The organism is Clostridium folliculivorans, from assembly GCF_024341905.1.
In the GTDB taxonomy this organism is placed as follows: Bacteria; Bacillota; Clostridia; order Clostridiales; family Clostridiaceae; genus Clostridium_AR; species Clostridium_AR folliculivorans.
Genome location: NZ_BQXY01000011.1, coordinates 57937 through 78844, shown reverse-complemented (window position 1 = coordinate 78844; position 20908 = coordinate 57937). Strand labels below are relative to the sequence as shown.

Here is a 20908-nt window from a genome sequence, read left to right as displayed (position 1 = left end):
TATTACTGTAAAATATAGTATATACTAGATACTACACCAATAACCTGATAATACTTATTTAATATTATCATAAATTCATCTCATATCTTAGATCAAATCTTTCAAATAATCATTAATTTATAGAATTATATAGTTAGGGGGGACTTGTTATTTACAACTTATTATTAGTAGAAGATGACATTGAAATCAATGAATTAGTATATAGCCATCTAAAAAGCGAAGGATTTTCTATTACTTCGGTTAAAGATGGAGAATTAGCACTTCAGGAATTTTACAACAACAACTTTGACCTGATACTACTGGATATTATGCTTCCAAAGCTTAATGGAAAAGAAGTTCTAAGAAAGATAAGAGAAGTTAGTACTATACCTGTTATTATAATCTCAGCTAAAGATAGTGAGTTAGATAAAATACTAGGATTAGAATTAGGTGCTGATGATTACATCACTAAACCTTTTTCATTAAACGAGTTAAATGCCAGAATAAACGCATCACTTAGGCGAATTGGTTACTTTAAAAATTCTCTTCCAAAGGAATCTAAGATTCAAAGAGGTGAACTTACACTGGACTTAGATAACTATCAATTAATAAAAAATGGGACTCCAATAGATCTAACTGCAAAAGAATTTGAAATCATAAAGTTATTATTAGAAAATCCTAAGAGAGTATTTACAAAAACTCAATTGTTCTCATCTATTTGGCAGGATGATTTCATGAAGGATGAAAATACTGTTATGGTTCATATTAGGAGAGTTAGGGAGAAAATAGAGGATAACCCCTCTGAACCTAAATATATAAAGACTATCTGGGGAATCGGTTATAAGTTAGGAGATGTATAGCTATGATAGAGCTTTTGCTGTTTATAATCCTTATACTACTCATAATAATCGTATTACTAGCTCTAAAAAATTTAAAGATAAAGAAAGATATAAAATACATTTCCTCAATCTGTGAAGATATTTCATCTAATAATACTAATCTTAGAATTAAAGTAACTTCCTCAAATAGAGATGTCAAAAAGTTATGCCAATCCATAAATCACTTAATCAATGAATTTCACAAGCTTCAAATCAGTGATTATGAATCTAGAGAATCAATGAAAAAGATGCTCTCAAATGTTTCTCATGATTTAAGAACACCATTAACTGTAATGCTTGGCTATATTGATCAAATAAATTATAACAAGAATATTTCAGAGAGTGGCAAAACTGATTACTTACTAAAGCTTGGCGCTAAAACCAATGAAGTTATAGAGCTTATTAACAAATTCTTTACTCTAGCCAAACTTGAATCTGGTGATAAAGAAATAGTTTTAGATAAAATAAATATATCAGAAACACTTCGAGAAATAGTTTTAAACTTTTACAGTATAATTAGTGAAAAAAATCTTTCTATGGAAGTAAGCATACCTGATACAGACATTTACTGCTACGCTAATAAAGATGCTATAGAGAGGATACTTAACAATCTTATAAGTAATTCTTTAAAATATGGTTATGAAGGAACATCCATTGGAGTTTCTTTATATGAAGAAGCAAACGTAGTATGGATTGAAGAGTGGGATAATGGTAAAGGTATTAATTCTTTAGAGAAAGATAAAGTTTTTCAAAGACTATATACAATAGAAGATTCACGGAATAAAGATTACTCTGGCAGCGGGTTAGGTCTTACTATAGTACAGACCTTAGTAAAAAGAATGAATGGTGATGTTTTCTTAGAAAGCTATCCCTTTAAAAAAACTACCTTTAAGTTCTATTTAAATAAATAGTAAAGTAAAATTCTTAACTTATTTAAGAAATTTGTAAGGTTTATTTTAAAAATTTTAAAGGTATTTTAAATATACTGTTATTAAAGATTAAGATTTAAACAAACATTTTATATTTAAACACCTAAACAAGATTACTATAACAAGTAAATTTTGATATTAACTCAGTTACTTATTAAAGATTAGGAGGATTTAATAATGGTATATGCATTAAGAACCTTTAACCTTACAAAAGAATTTAAGAATAAAACAATTTTAGATAACTTAAGTATTAATATAAAAAAAGGCGAGATATATGGTTTCCTTGGAGAAAATGGTTCTGGAAAAACTACTACAATAAAATTAATAGTAAATCTTTTGAAACCAACTTCAGGTTCCATAGAATTTTTTGGTGAACCTATAAACTTAAATAGATTTGAAGTATTCAAGAGAATCGGTAGTGTCATTGAAACCCCTGCATTTTATGAAACCCTTACAGCAAGAGAAAATCTACAAATTCATAAGACCTTGATGGGATACGAAGACGAAGACTGCATCCAAACCGCATTAGATATGGTTAAACTAGATAACTTTGAAGGAAAGCTTGTAAAAGAATTTTCATTAGGCATGAAGCAGAGATTGGGTATAGCAAGGGCAATCCTTACAAAACCTGAATTTCTAATGTTAGATGAACCTATAAATGGTCTGGATCCTATAGGTATAAAGCATATAAGAGATCTACTAATAACACTTTCAAAAAAACACGGAGTTACCGTACTTATATCAAGTCACATCTTAAGTGAAATTGAACAAATTGCTGATACTATAGGAATAATTCATAAAGGAAAATTACTTGAAGAAATCGACTACGCAACTATCCAGTCTAAAAACAAACATTCTATCGAAATAACAGTAAATGATGTAAAAAAAGCTGCTTTCTTGCTTACAGAAAAATTGCATATTAATAACTTCGTAGTTGACGGTGTAAATACGATACGAATATATGAAAGATTAGATAATAGTGCAATTATAAATAAGGTTTTAACTAGCAATGATGTAGAAGTAATGTCATTGACTACTCGAAAGGATTCTTTAGAGGACCACTTTATTTCACTTATAGGAGGTACTAAAAATGCTTAATTTAATAACAATAGAACTTTTTAAACTAAAGAGAAGATCTAAGTTTATAGGAATATTAATTACATTAATCCTATCCTCATTAATTATTCTTCCAGTACTTTATAGTGATGAAAAGTTGAATTCCTGGAATGCTATAATCTTACTTTCTTTTGCTGTTGTAAGTCTAATAACAAATGTATTTACCTGTATCCTTTCAGGTGAACTATTCATGGAAGAATATAAAACTAAGACAATAAATATAATGTTTACCTATCCAATAAGTAGAACCAAGATATACTTTGCTAAACTTTTAGTTATGTGCTTATACTGCGGAATAATCTCTATACTAGGTGCAATTATATTTTTCTCTGTTGCTAATATAGCAAACTATATATATCCAGCCATTACTGATAGCTTTACTATAGAAATAACAGTAAAAATAGTAGTATTAACAATATTCTACACAATATTTAACTCATTTGTCTCCATAACATACTCATTCTTCTCAACTGTTAAGGTATCTATTCCACTCATGGTTGTATCCTGTATTCTAATATTAAATGCAACTTCAAATAACGATATAACAAAACTCTCGCCTTATGCACTAATACCTGTTGCTATAGCAATAATATCAAGCGCTCTACTATTGCCTATAATGAGACATTTGAACATTAAGGATGTAGTATAATTTGTATTTCAGATGATTGTTGTAAAACTTCTAAAGACACATATAAAAATAAGGACCACGCATAATCCAGGAAATAAAACTCCTCTCATGCATGGTCTTTATTTATTATGATATAAAAACTAATTTTCTGCTACCTATTTTTTGTTAGGTATAAATTCTTACCTTTTTTATTCTATTTCGTTCTACTTCTTCAACTACAAATCTTGTGTTAAGATAGGATACCTCTTCATTTTCCTCAGGCATCTTACCTATCTGTCCTATTATAAAGCCTCCTATAGAATCAAATTCTTCGGATTCAATCTTCGTTCCTATTAATTCATTCAGATCATTTATCCTCATACTTCCATCTACGATATATTCGTCCTCTTTTACCACTTCAATATGCTTATCAGTTTCATCATCATATTCATCTTCAATCTCACCGACAATCTCTTCAACTAAATCTTCTATAGTTACAATACCCACTGTTCCACCATATTCATCTAAAACAACAGCCATATGGTTTCTAGTTTTTTTCATTTCACTAAAAAGTTCAGTTATTTTCTTAAATTCAAAAGTATAAAGAGGAATTCTCATATAATCTTTAACTGAAAAATTATTGTTTACATCTTCCGCCAATATTAGATCTTTAACATTTAAAACTCCTAATATATCATCTATAGTCTCACCATACACTGGTATTCTAGAAAACTGTTCATCTTTTATTATTTGAATTATTTCTTCATAAGTAACTTTTACACTTGCGGCAATTATATCAATTCTCTGTACCATTACATCCTTCACTTGAAGATCTCCAAATTCAAATACATTGTATATCATCTGCTTTTCTTCAATTTCTAGTACGCCTTCTTCCTCACTTACATTTACAATTGTTTTAAGTTCTTCTTCCGTTATGAACTGTTGATTTATAGTAGTCTCTCCACCTAGTATTTTTATAAAGAATAAAGCTATCTTATTAAATATCCATACAAATGGTTTTAATATGCTAACCACTAAACTTATTGGTCCTATTACACGTAAGGAGACAGCTTCAGATTTCTGCTTAGCTAATGACTTTGGAGTTATCTCGCCAAATATTAATATTAAAATAGTCATCACTGCAGTAGCTATTGCAACACCCCAGTCACTTTTTACAAGTCTTGCAGTGACAGTTGTAGCAAGAGCAGAAGCTCCTATATTCACAACATTATTGCCAATTAAAATACTTCCTAAAAGTTTATTGGGTTCTTCGGTTAGTTTTTCTACTAGCTTAGCCCCTTTTATATTTTCTTCTACTAAATGTCTTATTCTTATCTTACTTAAAGACATCAAAGCAGTCTCTGCTGCTGAAAAAAAACTAGAAAGAGCTAATAAAATTACTAATATTATAAAGTCCCATGTAAGACTCGAGTTCAAAAATCATCACACTCCCATATAGTACAAAAAATGCCATACAGCTTATTATATCATATTAGATACTATTTTATTATTGGATTCTTTACTTAACTATAAAGGCTGTAGGTAAAGTTCTTGGGCCAGCTAGTGATGACGGTTTATTTATTATTTTATCTTTATAGTACATAGTAGTAGATGCTCCTCCATCTAAATTAGCTGCATTATAAACATCATATTGAAGCAATATATCTTGAACATCTCTTAATGTTGCTCCCACACTTGATACTTGACGTCCATCTATAACAAGCATAACTACAGACCCATCTTTTCTTTGACCAATCGCTGTTCTAGGAGCAATCCCCCAGCCACCATTTCCACTTTTTATCGTAGGTTCACCATTCACTATTAAAAAAGGAGAAAAAGAAACAGCTTCCTTAATATTGTTTTGTCTTATTTGATTTAAAGTATATCTTCCAAGGACTAAAACACCATCGTTATTGAAACCTATTACTGAGTACTCTACGCCTTCTTTTCCATACACTACTTTTCCTTCATGCACTACTACACCTAAAGGCTTACCACCATTACCCTTACCATTTTCATCTTCAAATCCTCCTGCATTTATACCAACTAAAGCTTTTTCTTCTTTCATTATCTCATCTAACTTCATACCACTGCTTCCAAGCTTAGTCGAAGAAGCTACTGTTATTCTCTTAGGATCATCAATTATTAACACATATCCTTTATATCTATCATTGCTTATATCAATTAGCTTTATTCCATTGTAAGGATCATCATTATTCTGTTTTTCTTTATTTACTTCATCTACTGGTGGAGCAATAGTTTGTACAGCTATTTGAGATATATCACTATTGACATCATCCTCTATTTTTTGCTTATCCATTATTTTATTTATTTCTTCATTGCTTAGAAAGAGTGTTGCTATGTATTGGTGTCTAAGGGTTGTCATTGCAGTAGTAACTATGAATTCCTTTATGTTTATAAAAGGCCCATAATAAACTAAGGGGATTGATAACGCAAGTCCTATTACGATATTTGCTGAAAAAAGAACTAGAACATGCTTCGCCACTTTTAATATTCTCTTTTTCTTTCTATCCTTATTTCTTTCCGTACGAGTCTTTCTCATACTTGTCCCTCTCTTTACAATAATTAATTTATATATAAAAAACTAATATTACCAACTTACATTAAATATAAACTATTTCTTTCTTATTTAAAATTAAATTTTTATAATTTTTAATTTATATATTGCATTTTAAGATATTTGCAATATAATAATATTATTAGTGAACATCGTTCATAAAACAAAGGAGCCTTTAAATGCCTAAGATACTACTTAATATAAAAGACAAACTTATTGAAGAAGGAAGATCAGTTCTTACAAATAGTGGTTATAATAATTTTAACATAAGAGATATAGCCAAGTCCTGCAATATTGGTATAGGAACCTTTTATAATTATTTTTCTAATAAGGATGCTTTAATTATAGAAATCATAACTAATGACTGGGATAGAGTAATTGAACTTTCTAATTCACTTATATATAAAGATATCCATATAAAAGATAAATTATTTCTCATTTATTCTGATATAAATAAATTTTTATCTACTTATATAGATACTTTTATGATGATGACGGTAGATGGCTCTAAGGGTTGTCCACACCAATATATATTTGATCAAATTTATGAAGCTTTAGAACAATCAATTAATATAGCAACAGAAAAAGGAGAAATAAGACCTTTAATAAATTCTAAAAAATTAGCTAAGTTCATAATCAATTCTATGACCTTTGCAGTAAAACAAAAAGACATATCATTTGATGAAATATATCACTCAATTCAAATGTAACTTATATCATTTAGTTGAATTATACTAAATGATTTTATTTTAATTTTAAATGAACATAGTTCAGAAAGGAGTTTTTCATGAAAAAAAATAATCGAACCATCTTACTCATAATCTTTCTATTAGGTATTTTTATAGGTGCTTTAGACACTGGTATTGTCTCTCCAGCTAGAACTGTAATAGCTTCTCAACTATCAATATCTTCTAGTAGCAGTGTTTGGATAGTAACTATATATACGCTTGCATATGCAGTTTCTATGCCTATAGCCGGAAAATTTTCTGACAGGTATGGTAAAAAGAGAGTTTTCACTTTAAGTATAGCTTTATTCGGAATAGGATCATTACTTTGCGGCGTTTCTAATTATGCAGGCAGTTTTTCATTTCTTTTAACAGCAAGAGTTATTCAAGCATTAGGCGGAGGAGGAATAATGCCAGTAGCCACTGCTTATATTGGCGAAAGTTTCCCAATTGAAAAAAAAGGTTCAGCTCTTGGACTAGTAGGTGCTATATATGGTATTTCTACTACATTGGGACCAACTGTTGGCTCCGCATTACTTAATTTAGTTGGTAATTCTAACTGGGGTGTATTATTCTTAATAAATGTTCCAATATGTATTGGTGTAATAATAACAGCATTAATCGTAAAAGATGAGGGTGTTTTAAAAGAACCTAAAAAACTGGATGTATTAGGTAGCATTGTAGTGACCATATTAATCCTTGCATTAATGTATGCACTTACAAACTTGCAATTTCATGACTTTAGAAACAGTATAGCTTCAACTAAAGTTTGGCCTTACTTACTGATCTTTATAGTTTTACTTCCTATATTTATAGTAGTTGAAAAAAAATCTTTAGATCCTATATTAAATCTTAAATACTTTACAAACAAAGAAATTGCTCTTACTCTTCTGATTTCTTTCATAACTGGAGCAGGGATGATGGGTATAGTGTTTGTTCCTCAATTTGGAGAAAATGCATTAAAGTTAAAAACTGGCTCAGGTGGATACTTAGTAACCCTTATGGCTATATTTTCAGGTGTCTCAGCACCATTAGGCGGAAAACTTGTAGATAAATATTCACCTAAGTTAGTACTTAGTATGGGATTTGCCTCTACATTGATAGGAAGCTCAACCTTAGCTTTCATTGTAGCTAAAAATCCATCTTTTATTTCTTTGCTAATTGGTCTGGCTTTTATAGGACTTGGAATGGGGTTCTGCATGGGAACACCACTTAATTATCTAATGCAAACAAATGTTGATCCTAGTGAAACTGCTTCAGCTCAATCAACACTATCTCTAATAAGATCTATAGGTGTTGCAATATCCCCTAACATACTTATAGGATTTATATCTGAAGCTGGAAAAAATATATCACCTAAGTTGATGGCTATACTTCCTAAAGTAACTATACCTGGCAGCAATGCAGCAGTTTCTATGACTCAAGGAGGCTCATCATCAATATCCTCTGATCAACTAGCTGCTCTTCAAAATGCAGATGTTACAACAATAACTGATGTACTAAAACAATTTAGCAGTTCAATGATAGATAAATTCTCTCCAATGTTAAAGCAACAATTACAAAACAGTAAACTTCCAAAAGGAGTAACTGCAGACACCTTGGTTGCCCAATGGAAATCAGACTATCTTTCTCAAATAGATACACTTAGATCTTCAATAGAAAATGTTTTTCAAAGTACTTTAAACGAAGGCTTTTCAAAACTATTCCTAGGAGCAGCTGTAATTGCCTTACTTGGATTAATATTCACACTTTTATTATCAAAGAAGAATAAACCTGCGGCTACTCACCAAGAATTTTAAGAAATCAAAACAAAAGTCTTACCTTAATTAAACAAACTTCTTATTAGAACAAATAAATAAAAGTCTACTAAATATTTTAAGATAAATAGTTTAGTAGACTTTATTATTTTTATTTGAATCTTTTTGAGTTATGTTTAACATTATTATTTATATTAATTCTAATTTGTGGCTGTAGATTGTTCCTGTTTACTTGAATCTGTAGTATCTGAGGATGCTTGATTACTTGAAGTATCATTACTTTTAGTAGAATCTTTACTTGTACTATCAGTACTAGCTGGAGGTGTCGTTGGACTGCCTGTTTGCCCGCTATTTTCAGTTGTACTCCCTGAAGTCTCTTGCTTAGTAGTATCAACTGTAGTATTACTACTAGAAGACTGTTCACTTTTACTTTCTGTATTTGTACTTGTATTTACATTTGAATTATTTGTTACTGAAGGGGTTGTATTTGAATTTGATTTTGATGTATTACTTTTGCTACTATTCTTTATAGTACTAGTAACTGCTTTTGTAGTGTTAGATGTACTTGTTACTTGTGAGCTTACACTAGTGTTTGCAGCATTTTCTTTAGTCGCACTAGTATCCGTAGAAGTGTCCTTAACTTTAGTATCAGTCTGTTGCGAGCTTGCAGTATCAGCTTTCACAGCAGGCTTATCATCTGACTGTAGGGTTTGCTCCTTTTTAGTTGATATCTCTATACTATTTATAACCTCATCCTTACTAGATAGATTTCCATACTTATGTATACCTGTAGCTATAGCCGAAATTGTAGCAACTCCAACTACTATGTTTGCCACTATTAATAACTTCTCTCTTTTCCCCATATACCCTCCACTAATAATATGACTTGTTTAAAACCACCTTACTTTAACCATAAATTCTCATAATCTCATTAAATGTATTAAATATATTATATCTAATTCATTTACAAATTTCCATATTTATGTGTAGCCGCCAAGGCCAATTTATTGTATACTTATACAAAATTAAATATCTAAATTCACACCTTGTCACAAAGTAAAAGTATAGTCTCCATATTAAATATATATATTTAATAAGAAATTTAGATTACTATAAATGCTAGAGTTAAAGTCTTTTTAAAATTTATTAAACACCTATATATTATATAGGTATAAAATGTTATAATATAAGTATATACCTATTTTTTTGAATTTGGGAGAACGATATGACTAAATATATGCAAATAGCAAATGATATACGAAATCAAATAGTTCAAGGTACTCTTCAAGCAAATGAACAGTTACCATTTGAAAAAGACCTTTGCGAAAAATATGATGCAAGTAAAATGACCGTAAAGAAAGCCTTAGATATTTTAGTATCAGAAGGATTGATAGTAAAGAGAAGAGGCTCTGGTACCTTTGTAAAGAGTATAAGCAGTACTGATATGAATAAATTACTTGTTTCAAATCAATTCAGAGGATTAACTGCATTATATAGCACCCGAAAAGTTACAAGTGAATTATTGAAATTTGAAGTTATATCAAGTAACGAAGAAATTAGATCAAAACTCAATTTAGAAAACGAAGAATTTGTTTATAGCATACTTCGTGTTAGATATCTGGACAATAACCCTTTTGTTATGGAAAATACTTATATGCCTATAGGGTTGATACCGGGATTAAAAAAACAGCATGCTTTAGACTCAATTTACTCTTACATAGAAAATGATTTAGGCTTAAAGGTTCAGAGTTCTCATAGGACTATACGAGTTAGAAAATCTAATGAACTAGAACATGAACACTTACAGTTAGAACCCAATGATCCTGTTGCAGTTGTAGAGCAAGTTGCCTATTTTGAGAATGGCAGTGCATTTGAGTATTCTATATCTATTCACAGATATGACCGTTTTGCCTTTGAAACAGTAATTGTACGTTAAAATATAATAGTATATACTCGCTTAATTAGACTTACACTGAGTATAAAAAAACAAACTTGTTAAGGTAATGAAATAACAAGTTTATTTTTTTACATATTATTTATTTTTATAGAAATTATATATAACTTTTTCAGCAGGTTTTCCAAAAACACTATACCCATCATCATTAAGCGCTTCCTTTTTATCATAAAGTTTAGCTTTCCAATCCCACAACCCAAATCCATTTACCCAAGATCTTTTTTCAGCTCTTTCAAACATAGTCTTATAGAAGATTCTTTGCTCTTCGAGATTAACTTCTCCTTTTAACTCCCAATTATTTGGTATGAAAGACGATCCTATTCTACTTGGACATCCAGCTTCTGCAAAAAAAAATGGCTTCTTATAAGGTTTTATTATATTTTCTATTCTATTAAGTTCTTGCTCCCACTTATCTATAGGATAATAACCACTAGAAGAAATTACGTCTACAGCATCCCACCACCTTACATTTCCTTCTTGATATTTGTCTGTATTATATGAAATTAATCCATCATATTCTTTTCTTATTTTTGATATTAAACTTCTCCAATATTCTTCCTTTCTTTCCGTTTGCACCATTTCACATCCGATTATAAGCATTTCACAATTCATTTCTTGAGCTAACTTAGCATAATGAGCTATAAAATCACTATAATTTTTAAACCAATCGCTCCACTTTGGCTCACAAGGTGCCTCGATATCAAAGAAATTTATATGAGCCCTCCATACGCCATTGCTACAATTTAGAATAGGTTTTAAAATTATCTTTAAGCCTAATTCTTTTGCATACTTTATTATCTTATATAAGTCTTCATCCATTACAGTATCTTCAGTATTATAATAAATATCAGTTGATTGAGGATTATCTTGGAGTGCTCCAACTGCTAGAATAACATGACTTATGCTCGTTCTTTCTTTAAGAATTCTTAACGAGTCCTTTCCTTCCTGAGAAGATAAATCTGAACTCCTATCCATAAAACCAAAGGTAAATCCTTTAATATACTCCATCTACTCTCCCCCTGTAACTTAAATTATCTGCATATAAATTAAGTTTATACACAGCTCATCTAGTCATATCTAGAATCGTTATGTATAAACTTTATTTTTACTTTACTGATCCTTGTACACCATTATAAATATGTTTTTGTAATGATATAAATATAACCAATGTTGGTATTATTACAATCATTATTCCCGCAGCTATTATCTCCCATTGAGATCCCATAGGACCTTTAAAGTTAAATAATGCTGTAGAGATAGTTCTTAGTTTTGGGTCTGGCATATATAAGAATGGAGTATAGAAATCATTGTATATACCTACTCCACTAAGTATTACCACCGTAGCTATTGCTGGTCTTAGAAGAGGTAATATTATTCTAGTATAAATGGTAAAATAGGATGCTCCATCAAGCATAGCTGATTCATCTAGAGCTACTGGTATCTTATCTAAGAATTGTAGAAATATATACATTGATATTACGTCAGTTCCTAGGTTTAGTAGCAATATAGATCCAATTTTATTGAATAATCCTATCTTTGCTATTATTTTAAACACCACAACTTGATTTGATACAGTAGGCACTAACATTGCAAAAAGGAATAAACCTAAGATAACCTTTTTACCTCTGAACTTAAATCTATGTAATACATAAGCTATCATCGTTCCAAGAAGTATCTTACCAAATAAGGATATAACAAGTATTATAGCTGTATTCTTAAAGCCAGTAACCATGTTTCCTCTTATAAATGCAGTGACATAGTTATTAAAGTTAAAACTAGAAGGCAGTGTAAGCGGTCCTGTTGTTTGATATTCAGTACTTGTCTTAAATGAGGTAAAAAGTATAACTAATATAGGTACTATAGTAATTGCTGCCCCTAAAATTAAAGTTGAATACTTAAATACATCAGAAACTATATATTTAATTTTATATTTCAAGTCCATTCCGCTTTTAGGTGACTTTGCTTTTATATTTAGAGCTTTATTATTTATCACTGATTAGTCCTCCTCACTTAAAAACTTCTTTTGGATTAATGTTACGCTTATAGAAATTAGTAATAAAACAATTGCCATTGAGCAAGCAAGTCCTAATTTTTGATACTTAAATCCTGTATCAAGAGTCTGAATAACAAAGGTCTTACTTCCATTCGCTCCTTGAGTCATTATATAAGGAATTTCAAATACACTTAAAGCTCCATTTATACCTAAAACTATATTAAGTACAACTATTCTCTTAATATTAGGTAATATTATGCTTATAAATTGTCTCCATCTATTTGCACCATCTATTTCAGCTGCTTCGTATATCTCTCCATCAATTGATTGTATTGTTCCAAGGAATATTATAAAGTTTCCACCCATATATCTCCAGATTGATGTAAACGCTAGTGATATATTTATTATATTAGGATTCCCTAACCATAACTGAGTGTAATTTCCTAATCCAACAGCTTTCATTATAGTATCTAGGGTGCCATTTGGTTGGAAGAAATATAAAAATATAAAGCCTATAGCAACACCATTTAAAAGATATGGAAAGAATATCGCACCCTTAAAAAAGTTCTTAAATTTAACTTTAAAACTCAATATAGTAGCAAAATAAAGAGCTATTGCCATCTGTATAAAGGTAGCTAGAAAATAATAAATACTTGTTTTAAAAACCTTAAAGTATTCTGATTTAGAAAAAATAGTTTTATAATTATCAAAAAAAACAATATTAAAATCTTTTGATATTCCATTCCAATCTGTAAAACTATATTCAACCATTCTAACTAGAGGATAATAGCAGAATATCAATAGTAGAGCCACTGGTACAATTGAAAATAGTACAATTATTAGCTTTTTTTGAGCATTATAGCTCATTTTGCTTACTTTAAACAATAATATATCCCCTTTCTTATAACCTATTAAAACAAGAACTTTGCAGTTTCTGCCTACAAAGTTCTTATTCTTTATATATATGGATGTACCACTTAGTAATAAAACTTATTATTTTTAGATTCTCTCACCATAACCCGTGAGAGTTTTGAAATAATAATGTTTAATTATTTACCTGAAACAATCTTTGCTCTTGCTGTCTTCCACTTAGAATTCAAATCATTCATGATTTGGTCATAAGTTTCTTTTGAGTTTCCTATAGCTGCTTCAATTACTCTTCTTCTGAAGTCTGGTTGCCATAACCCAACTTCAGCAGCTTTGTCTATCTTATCATTCCATCCAGCTTGACCTTCTTTTGCAGAAGCTGGCATTAAGTATTCAACGCCTAAATCTTTAAATGCTTGTAATGACTTTGGCATTTCTGCTCCTTTTAATGTTGGTACTGTACCACAATCTTGAGCATATCCTGATTTTTCTACGAACCAAGTTAGGAATTCTTTTGCTTCAGTAACATGTTTGCTGTTCTTATTTACAGCTATTGGGTAATCAGCTGAAAGGTTTGAGTATGTCTTGCCATTAACTTGATAAGGGAAAGGCATGTATCCTATATCATCTGCATTTGATGCTTGAGCTTGTATTTGCGCTATAGCAAAGCTTCCAAGTTCCATGGCACCTATCTTGCCTTGAGCCATAAGTGTCTTAGACTGTTCCCAATCTGTTGTGGTTGGATCTTTTTCTATAAGTTTTTTATTAGCTAGATCATACATAAGTTTATATACTATATAATGAGGAGTTCCTGGTGAAAATGGAGAGTCAGTGTTTACCATCTCTTGATTTGTATAAGTATTCTTTCCAAATACAGATAATGTATCTGGCTCCCATTGTACTAGTGGCCATCCATCTTTATAGTTTGTATAATAAGGAGTAGCTTCTGGTAATTTATCTTTTATTTTTTGCATATCGCTTAAAAATTCATCTGGAGTTTTAGGAAGTTCTGTTATGCCTGCATCTTTAAAAACCTTTTTATTATAAACCATACCACTTACATTCATATCTGAAGGTATTCCATATATCTTACCACCAAATTCATCTCCAACTCCGTCTAGGCCATAATACTTATTAGCTAAATCCTTTTCACTTCCAAGAGACTCAAAATAATTAGGTCTTTCACTTATAGGAAGAGTATTCGGAATCATCAATACATCACCATATTCATTTGAAGTGATTCTTGTTTGAGTCTGAGCATCATAATCTGTATATGCTTCAAACTTTAGTTCTATATTTGGATGATCCTTCTTATAGGTTTCAGCATATTCCTTGAATTTCGTATTTACGAAATCAGTCTTTTGAGTAAGGATTGTAAGAGTTATTTTGTCTCCACTCTTTGAGTCGCTTTTTGAACCACATCCTGTAAAAATACCAGCTGCTAAAACGCAACTCATAACTACAGCTAAAACTTTCTTATTCATTTTCAAATTCCCCCTTTTGATTTGTATAATTTTAAGAAAATGTAGTTAAATCTTAAAATTATGATTCCATAGCATTTTTAACTTAATATACCTTTAATATCGTTTACATATATCTTACAAAATTATTATAAACTATATCTTTTTATATGTCTATATGCTTTGTAATAAAAATATATACTTTTATTTTTTATAGGATATATTTTATTGACAAACTTCATTAATATCTTACATTTTCTAACACATACTAATTCATATATATATATATCAATCGACCTATAATTCATTAGCCTTAACCTATATCTATTACTATATTAATTATTTGAACTAATTCCTTAATTAATGTAGTTATAAACTGCACCAATTAAATTTGAATCATTCATATATTCACATCGTTTTACAACTGGTCTGACCTTCGCAATTTCTACAGCAGCCATAAGCTCATCCATAGCTAATTCAATATTATCTATAAGATCCTCTCTTATACTTATTCCACCACCAATAACTATAACTTCAGGGTCATAAACATACTGAATGTTATATATTCCAATTGCCAAGTTCTTATAAAACCTTTTTACTTCATGCTTAGCGATTTCATCTCCAGCTTCAGCAAGCTTAAACACCTGCTCTCCATCAATAAAATTATCATTAACTCCTTTAGCCTTTGCATAGCTATCTGCCATATGAACTGGCGTTGCTACTGTACTTAAAGTAGTATAATCTTCTGATGTTATCATGTATCCAAATTCACCGCCATGTAGATTTGCTCCTTTGTGAATCTTTTTATCCTTAATTACAGCGCCGCCTACACCAGATCCTAATATTACAAATAATACATCCTTATTGTCTCTTGCTGCACCTATCCACACTTCTGCTAAAGCTGCACAATTGGCATCATTTTCCATGCTTATGTTTGTTATGCCTGTGGCTTTTGCTATTTTCTCTTTAATATTAAATCCATGTATACATGAAACTGCACTTGCTCCACCTATTATTCCAGTACTATCATCTACTGCACCTGGACAGCTCATTGCAATTCCTTCAAAATCATACTTATCATCATAAGTTTTCTTAATCTCTACCATTCCAGAGATTAAGGCATCTATATCTTCTTTAGGAGTTTCAAATTTACCTTTTTCATGTATATTTCCACTTCTATCTAACACTCCATATTTTATGCTTGTCCCACCAATATCAAAGGTTAATATGCTCATATATACACTCACCTTTCTATTAAAATGAATTTAATTAAAGTCTATCATTTATATAAATATTAATTTCCCTATAACTACTTTGTAAGATATACAGTAAAAAATATTTTTTCTTAAACGATATTCAGATGTAGTTGCCCTAAAAAATTTGTAATCTTTAGAGCACCACATTCTGATTTTGAGTTTAGTTTTAGGGTAAACTAATAGAGTACGGGCTAAAATCCATTGTTTTCTGAAACTGCTTTAAACCAATAACCTGATTTTTTTATAGTCTTGATCTGAGTAGCTAAATCTAAAGATATAAATCCATATCTATTTCTATATGCATTCATCCATGACCAGCAATCTATCGGAGTCCAAAGGTGATATCCAAAGCAATTAGACCCTTCTTCTATACCTTTATGAAGGAATTCTAGATGTTCTGTTATGAACTCAATTCTATAATCATCAACAATCATTCCATTTTCGTCTTTAAACTTTTCTTCACCATAAACACCCATTCCATTTTCTGAAACATACCATGGTATATTCTTGTAATTATCTCTTATATTGATTGCTATATCATACATAGCTTCAGGATATATTTCCCAATTTTTATGAGGGTTTACCCTTCTTCCTGGCATTTCATAGTACGAATAGTATTTATCAGGAAGCCATCCCTTCTTTGATTCATCAAATTCATGTTCTAACGCCTTGACTCTTAATGGTTGATAGAAGTTTACTCCAAGAAAATCAATTGTATTATTTTTTATTAATTCTAACTCTTCTTCTGTATACTGCCACATAACATCATCTTTTATAAATATCTCAGCTAAGCCTTCTGGAAAATGTCCCAAGACTGCTGGATCAAGAAACATTCTATTATGAAACTTGTTTGCAAAATCTGAGGCAGCTAAATCTTCCTCCGAATTAGATCTTGGATATGCAGGGGTAAGATTTAATACTATTCCTATCTCTCCATCTTTGCTATTTTTGCTCAATCTAAATTGCTCTATAGCTTTTGCTGAAGCAAGATTTAAATTATAAGATACTTGAACAGCTTTCTTACCATCTACTAGATTGGGATAATGAAACTGATTTATATATTCACCTTGTACAATTACTATAGGCTCATTGAAAGTTGTCCAATGCTTAACTCTATCTCCAAATAAATCAAAACATACTCTAGAGTACTTTGCAAAAAGCTCAACTACGTGCTTTGATTCCCAACCACCATACTTTTCATAAAGTTCTATTGGAAGATCAAAATGATGTAAATTTATAACTGGTATCATTCCATTAGCTATGCATTCATCAATCATTTCATTATAAAATCTTACTGAATCTGATTCAACTTCAGCAGTTTCAAAATCTTTGATAAGACGTGTCCATTGAATAGACGTTCTAAAAGAATTAAATCCTATAGATTTCATAAGTTTCAAATCTTCTCTGAAGCTATTATAAAAGTTTGAAGCTACATTTGGACCTACTCTATCAAAAAAAGCTTCCGGCTCTATATCATACCAATAATCAAATACGCTTCTATGTTTTTTGTTAAATCTTCCTTCTGATTGAGGTCCAGATGTAGCTGCCCCCCACCAAAAATCTTTTGGAAATTCATGTTTCAATTAATATCACCTATCCTTATTGTATTTTTACTTCGACGTAGCTGTATGTGTTTGTGATTCTATATCTATATAATTTATAAATAATAAAACAGATAAAATCTTTATTAATATTTACTTAAGGTATTAAACGGTGAAGCAGGTAACCCTATATTATTAAATAGATTTATTTCAATATAGTTCTTCCAACCATAAGCAACACCTATAGGCTCACCAACTTCTTCGCTATAAACAATTACTTTATCCTTTTCAATATAAGCCTTTGCGGGATGTAAAACTTTATTTTTATCATATATCTCAAAACCATTTAATTTTGTATCATCCTTTATAATCAATTCCCCAGGTAATACATAATCAAAACTTATTCTTACCTTATTGCCTATAATCTCATAATCGAGATATATAGGAGAATGACCATTTATATTTTCCTCATATACATCCTGCCTTGCAGCTAAAGCAAGTCTTTCTCCCACTGGTTTTTTATCCTTAGGGTGAACATCTTCTGCTTCTCCTAAATCTGAAGTAACTATCATAGATGTATTTTTCATGTTTTTATAAGTGTATAACTGTGCATCTCTAACAATCTGCCAAGTATCAAGCTTCTCATCATTAAACATAGGTAGCTGCACAAATACGAAAGGAAGTTCTGCACTTTCCAAATCCTCTCTCCAACATTTTATCAATCTACTAAAAAGTTTCTTGTACAGATGTGCTTTTGATGAATCTTCTTCACCTTGATACCAAATAACCCCTCTAACCCTAAAAGGAGTTATTTTTCTAAATTTTGTTTTATAAATTCCACATGGCCTTTGATATGACTTTCTTCCCAGTGGAGGCGGCCATGGAACACTGCCTATTTCTGCATGAAGCTGTTCCATAGATCTTTCAGGATACTTTTTCTTATATTCCTCTTCTCTTCTGTTGTAATCCTCTTGTGATTTATAAAATTCAGATGTTAATCTATCTTCTTCTTCATCTGTAAGGTTTTCTATAGCTTTTTTATATTGTTCTAAATATGCTTCTGTTAATTCATTATCCTCAGATAAGTATTTTTCATTCATCCAGCTAGATGCAGAGGTTCCACCCTTATTACAGTTAATTATTCCTATAGGAACCTTTAAGTCATTATATAAATTCTTAGCAAAATGATATGCAACAGCTGAGTAATATGCTGCTGTTTCTGGCGATGCTACACTCCACCCTGTATCTATTATCCCCTCAGGTAAAACTTCATCACCATTCTCATATATTATATCTGGTACATTATAATATCTTATCTCAGTATAATTGGACTGTTCTATTTCTTTCTCAGCACCTATAGAATCCTTCAGATTAAATTCCATATTAGATTGTCCACCTGCAATCCAAACTTCACCTACTAAAATATTGTTAAAGATTACTTCTTGGTCTTCCGATAATATCTCCAGTTCAAAAGGTCCACCAGCTTTAAGATCTTTAAATATGAGTCTAAACTCACCATTCTTTGCGTAGGCCTTAACTTCTTGTCCACACATTTTACCTATTATTAAATCATCATTCTCAGCCTTTCCCCAGACAACAACTTCAGAATCTCTCTGAAGGACCATATTGTCAGAAAAGATCGGAGCTAATTTAAATCCCAATATTATCACCTCTTATCTATTTTATAAAAAATGATTTCCTTTACATATATAATAATAGCATAACTATTTATATAAGTATATACTTTTAATAAATAAATATACTTACTACTTCCGTGACTTTCTGCACAAAAAAAGCTTAATCTTAATGATTAAGCTTCTCTAAATAAAACATACATACATTTATATATGAATTTTCTTTTTCACCAAAGTATCATATGCAAAATAACCTATTACACCACCAATTGTATTAAATAATATATCATTGATATCCGTAACTCTCGAACTTTGTAATTGCCATACCATTTCTAAGTACTGCATAAATTCTATACCTATTGAAAATAAAATTACTATTATCATACACTTCTTAAAACTAAACTTATCAGAATAGAGCATTTTTATAAAAATACTCAATGGAGTTAATAAAAATATATTACCAACTATATTTATTATGCCAATTAAACCAAACCTATCTGTATCAATCCCAATTAAAGGTATAACATTTATATTAGGAGTGATTTTATATGGGTTAACAGTACGATATACCGTAATAGGTAATAGTGTAATACTTAATACTAGTAGTATATATACTACAAAGCCCCCAAATATAGCCTCTCTCTTCCAAACTATCACTTTATTTCTTTTCTTTTTTATTAATATGGAAATTAACATAGTTACAAGTAAAATCATTGTTCCATATATAACTAATAATTTAGGTGTATACACCTCAGCTTGCATAAATCTTCCCCCTCATTTAATTATTTTCTTATCTATAAGTATAAATATAAGTTAATCCATAACTACAAAGTAGTAGAATTAAATTTGCTTGCTAAACTAGCATACTATAAAACTATCAACTTGAAAAAACTCGCATAAGAATTCCAACTAAGTTTCTAAGATTTAACGAAAAAACCTATTACGCTGATAATTGCCCCAACAATGATTAATAAAACTTCTCTATCACCTGTTCTGACACCTTGAAGAGATTGAATACCGATATATATTCCTATTAAAATAATAACAAGTCCCATTATCATAATCTTTATTCCTTTAACAGCCATTATAATCACCCTCCTTTCTTCCATAATATAACTTTAACTTTACAATACTTTATTTCTTAATTGCAATTTTTTTACTCTATTGTCCATTTTAAGTTACAAATTTATATTCATAAATATTCTAAAACCCTTGCTATTCACCTAAAAACATACAAATTACAAACAATTAAATTAAATAACCTTTCATGGGTTAATGCATACTCATGTTATAAAAGATATGAAGCAAAATACTGCAGTATTATTTCAAAAAATGTTTAATGAATTTGTATCAACTTAATATCTAGAAAACTTTTCCAAATAGTATAGTAACCTTTTCTAAAAACAAAAACGGCTTAACCCTTAAAGTTAAGCCGTTCTATCACCATACATGGTATCCCCAGTAGGAATCGAACCTACATCTGTCCCTTAGGAGGGGACTGTTCTATCCATTTAACTATGAGGACATATTAAGTTGTATGAAAAATACATTCCTATTTTAAACCTTTATAAACTTAAAGTCAAGATATGAAATTTTTGTAAGAAAAACTGCTGATAAATTATGTTTATCAGCAG

At 30.2% G+C, this 20908-nt stretch carries 19 protein-coding genes and 1 tRNA gene; 7 read left to right on the top strand and 13 right to left on the bottom strand.

Annotation, left to right across the window (positions count from 1 at the left end):
* Nucleotides 1–149 precede the first annotated feature (149 nt).
* From OCU55_RS20815 to OCU55_RS20800, 4 genes are all read left to right on the top strand, one after another.
* The gene (locus tag OCU55_RS20815; RefSeq protein WP_261854267.1) at nt 150–839 is read left to right on the top strand and encodes a response regulator transcription factor; all 690 of its coding nucleotides are present in this window, start codon (nt 150–152) and stop codon (nt 837–839) included.
* Between the two features lie 2 nt (nt 840–841).
* A complete protein-coding gene (locus OCU55_RS20810) occupies nt 842–1768 on the top strand; it encodes a sensor histidine kinase (RefSeq protein WP_261854211.1) in 927 nt (308 codons plus the stop codon).
* A 195-nt stretch (nt 1769–1963) separates the two neighbouring features.
* Nucleotides 1964–2884, top strand: a complete 921-nt coding sequence (locus OCU55_RS20805; RefSeq protein ID WP_261854210.1) for an ATP-binding cassette domain-containing protein — start codon at nt 1964–1966, stop codon at nt 2882–2884.
* A complete protein-coding gene (locus OCU55_RS20800) occupies nt 2877–3551 on the top strand; it encodes an ABC transporter permease (protein ID WP_261854209.1) in 675 nt (224 codons plus the stop codon). Before OCU55_RS20805 ends, OCU55_RS20800 begins: the two co-directional genes overlap by 8 nt.
* A 144-nt stretch (nt 3552–3695) precedes the next feature.
* On the opposite strand, the gene OCU55_RS20795 is transcribed toward OCU55_RS20800, so the two are convergent.
* Nucleotides 3696–4946, bottom strand: a complete 1251-nt coding sequence (locus OCU55_RS20795; protein ID WP_261854208.1) for an HlyC/CorC family transporter — start codon at nt 4944–4946, stop codon at nt 3696–3698.
* 82 nt (nt 4947–5028) lie between these two features.
* The gene (locus tag OCU55_RS20790; RefSeq protein WP_261854207.1) at nt 5029–6072 is read right to left on the bottom strand and encodes a phosphodiester glycosidase family protein; all 1044 of its coding nucleotides are present in this window, start codon (nt 6070–6072) and stop codon (nt 5029–5031) included.
* A 194-nt stretch (nt 6073–6266) separates the two neighbouring features.
* On the opposite strand from OCU55_RS20790, the gene OCU55_RS20785 reads away from it, so the two are divergent.
* Together OCU55_RS20785 and OCU55_RS20780 are read left to right on the top strand one after the other, a co-directional pair.
* On the top strand, nt 6267–6797 hold the full coding sequence (locus tag OCU55_RS20785; RefSeq protein WP_261854206.1) for a TetR/AcrR family transcriptional regulator: 531 nt from the start codon (nt 6267–6269) through the stop codon (nt 6795–6797).
* Between the two features lie 77 nt (nt 6798–6874).
* Nucleotides 6875–8611, top strand: a complete 1737-nt coding sequence (locus tag OCU55_RS20780; RefSeq protein ID WP_261854205.1) for an MFS transporter — start codon at nt 6875–6877, stop codon at nt 8609–8611.
* Nucleotides 8612–8769: 158 nt separating this feature from the next.
* On the opposite strand, the gene OCU55_RS20775 is transcribed toward OCU55_RS20780, so the two are convergent.
* The gene (locus OCU55_RS20775; RefSeq protein WP_261854204.1) at nt 8770–9432 is read right to left on the bottom strand and encodes a hypothetical protein; all 663 of its coding nucleotides are present in this window, start codon (nt 9430–9432) and stop codon (nt 8770–8772) included.
* Between the two features lie 362 nt (nt 9433–9794).
* On the opposite strand from OCU55_RS20775, the gene OCU55_RS20770 reads away from it, so the two are divergent.
* On the top strand, nt 9795–10505 hold the full coding sequence (locus tag OCU55_RS20770; RefSeq protein WP_261854203.1) for a GntR family transcriptional regulator: 711 nt from the start codon (nt 9795–9797) through the stop codon (nt 10503–10505).
* 96 nt (nt 10506–10601) lie between these two features.
* Here OCU55_RS20770 and OCU55_RS20765 read toward each other — a convergent pair whose 3' ends face one another.
* The 10 genes from OCU55_RS20765 to OCU55_RS20720 form a co-directional block, all read right to left on the bottom strand.
* A complete protein-coding gene (locus OCU55_RS20765) occupies nt 10602–11531 on the bottom strand; it encodes a glycoside hydrolase family 113 (RefSeq protein WP_261854202.1) in 930 nt (309 codons plus the stop codon).
* A gap of 97 nt (nt 11532–11628) precedes the next feature.
* A complete protein-coding gene (locus tag OCU55_RS20760; RefSeq protein ID WP_261854201.1) occupies nt 11629–12516 on the bottom strand; it encodes a carbohydrate ABC transporter permease in 888 nt (295 codons plus the stop codon).
* A gap of 3 nt (nt 12517–12519) precedes the next feature.
* Entirely contained in the window at nt 12520–13401 is an 882-nt protein-coding gene (locus OCU55_RS20755; RefSeq protein ID WP_261854200.1) for a carbohydrate ABC transporter permease, read from the bottom strand.
* Between the two features lie 164 nt (nt 13402–13565).
* Nucleotides 13566–14867: an extracellular solute-binding protein gene (locus OCU55_RS20750; protein WP_261854199.1), complete on the bottom strand. Its 1302-nt coding sequence runs from the start codon at nt 14865–14867 to the stop codon at nt 13566–13568.
* Nucleotides 14868–15199: 332 nt separating this feature from the next.
* Nucleotides 15200–16078: an ROK family protein gene (locus OCU55_RS20745; RefSeq protein WP_261854198.1), complete on the bottom strand. Its 879-nt coding sequence runs from the start codon at nt 16076–16078 to the stop codon at nt 15200–15202.
* A 212-nt stretch (nt 16079–16290) separates the two neighbouring features.
* The gene (locus OCU55_RS20740) at nt 16291–17682 is read right to left on the bottom strand and encodes a glycoside hydrolase family 1 protein (RefSeq protein WP_261854197.1); all 1392 of its coding nucleotides are present in this window, start codon (nt 17680–17682) and stop codon (nt 16291–16293) included.
* A 104-nt stretch (nt 17683–17786) separates the two neighbouring features.
* Entirely contained in the window at nt 17787–19301 is a 1515-nt protein-coding gene (locus OCU55_RS20735) for a sialate O-acetylesterase (protein WP_261854196.1), read from the bottom strand.
* Between the two features lie 180 nt (nt 19302–19481).
* Nucleotides 19482–20036, bottom strand: coding sequence for a VanZ family protein (locus OCU55_RS20730; protein ID WP_261854195.1), 555 nt, complete (start codon nt 20034–20036; stop codon nt 19482–19484).
* A gap of 155 nt (nt 20037–20191) precedes the next feature.
* Nucleotides 20192–20359 (bottom strand): hypothetical protein, encoded by a 168-nt coding sequence (locus OCU55_RS20725; RefSeq protein ID WP_261854194.1) that lies wholly within the window; start codon nt 20357–20359, stop codon nt 20192–20194.
* A 365-nt stretch (nt 20360–20724) separates the two neighbouring features.
* Nucleotides 20725–20799: transfer RNA gene (locus OCU55_RS20720), tRNA-Arg, on the bottom strand.
* Nucleotides 20800–20908: the final 109 nt, after the last annotated feature.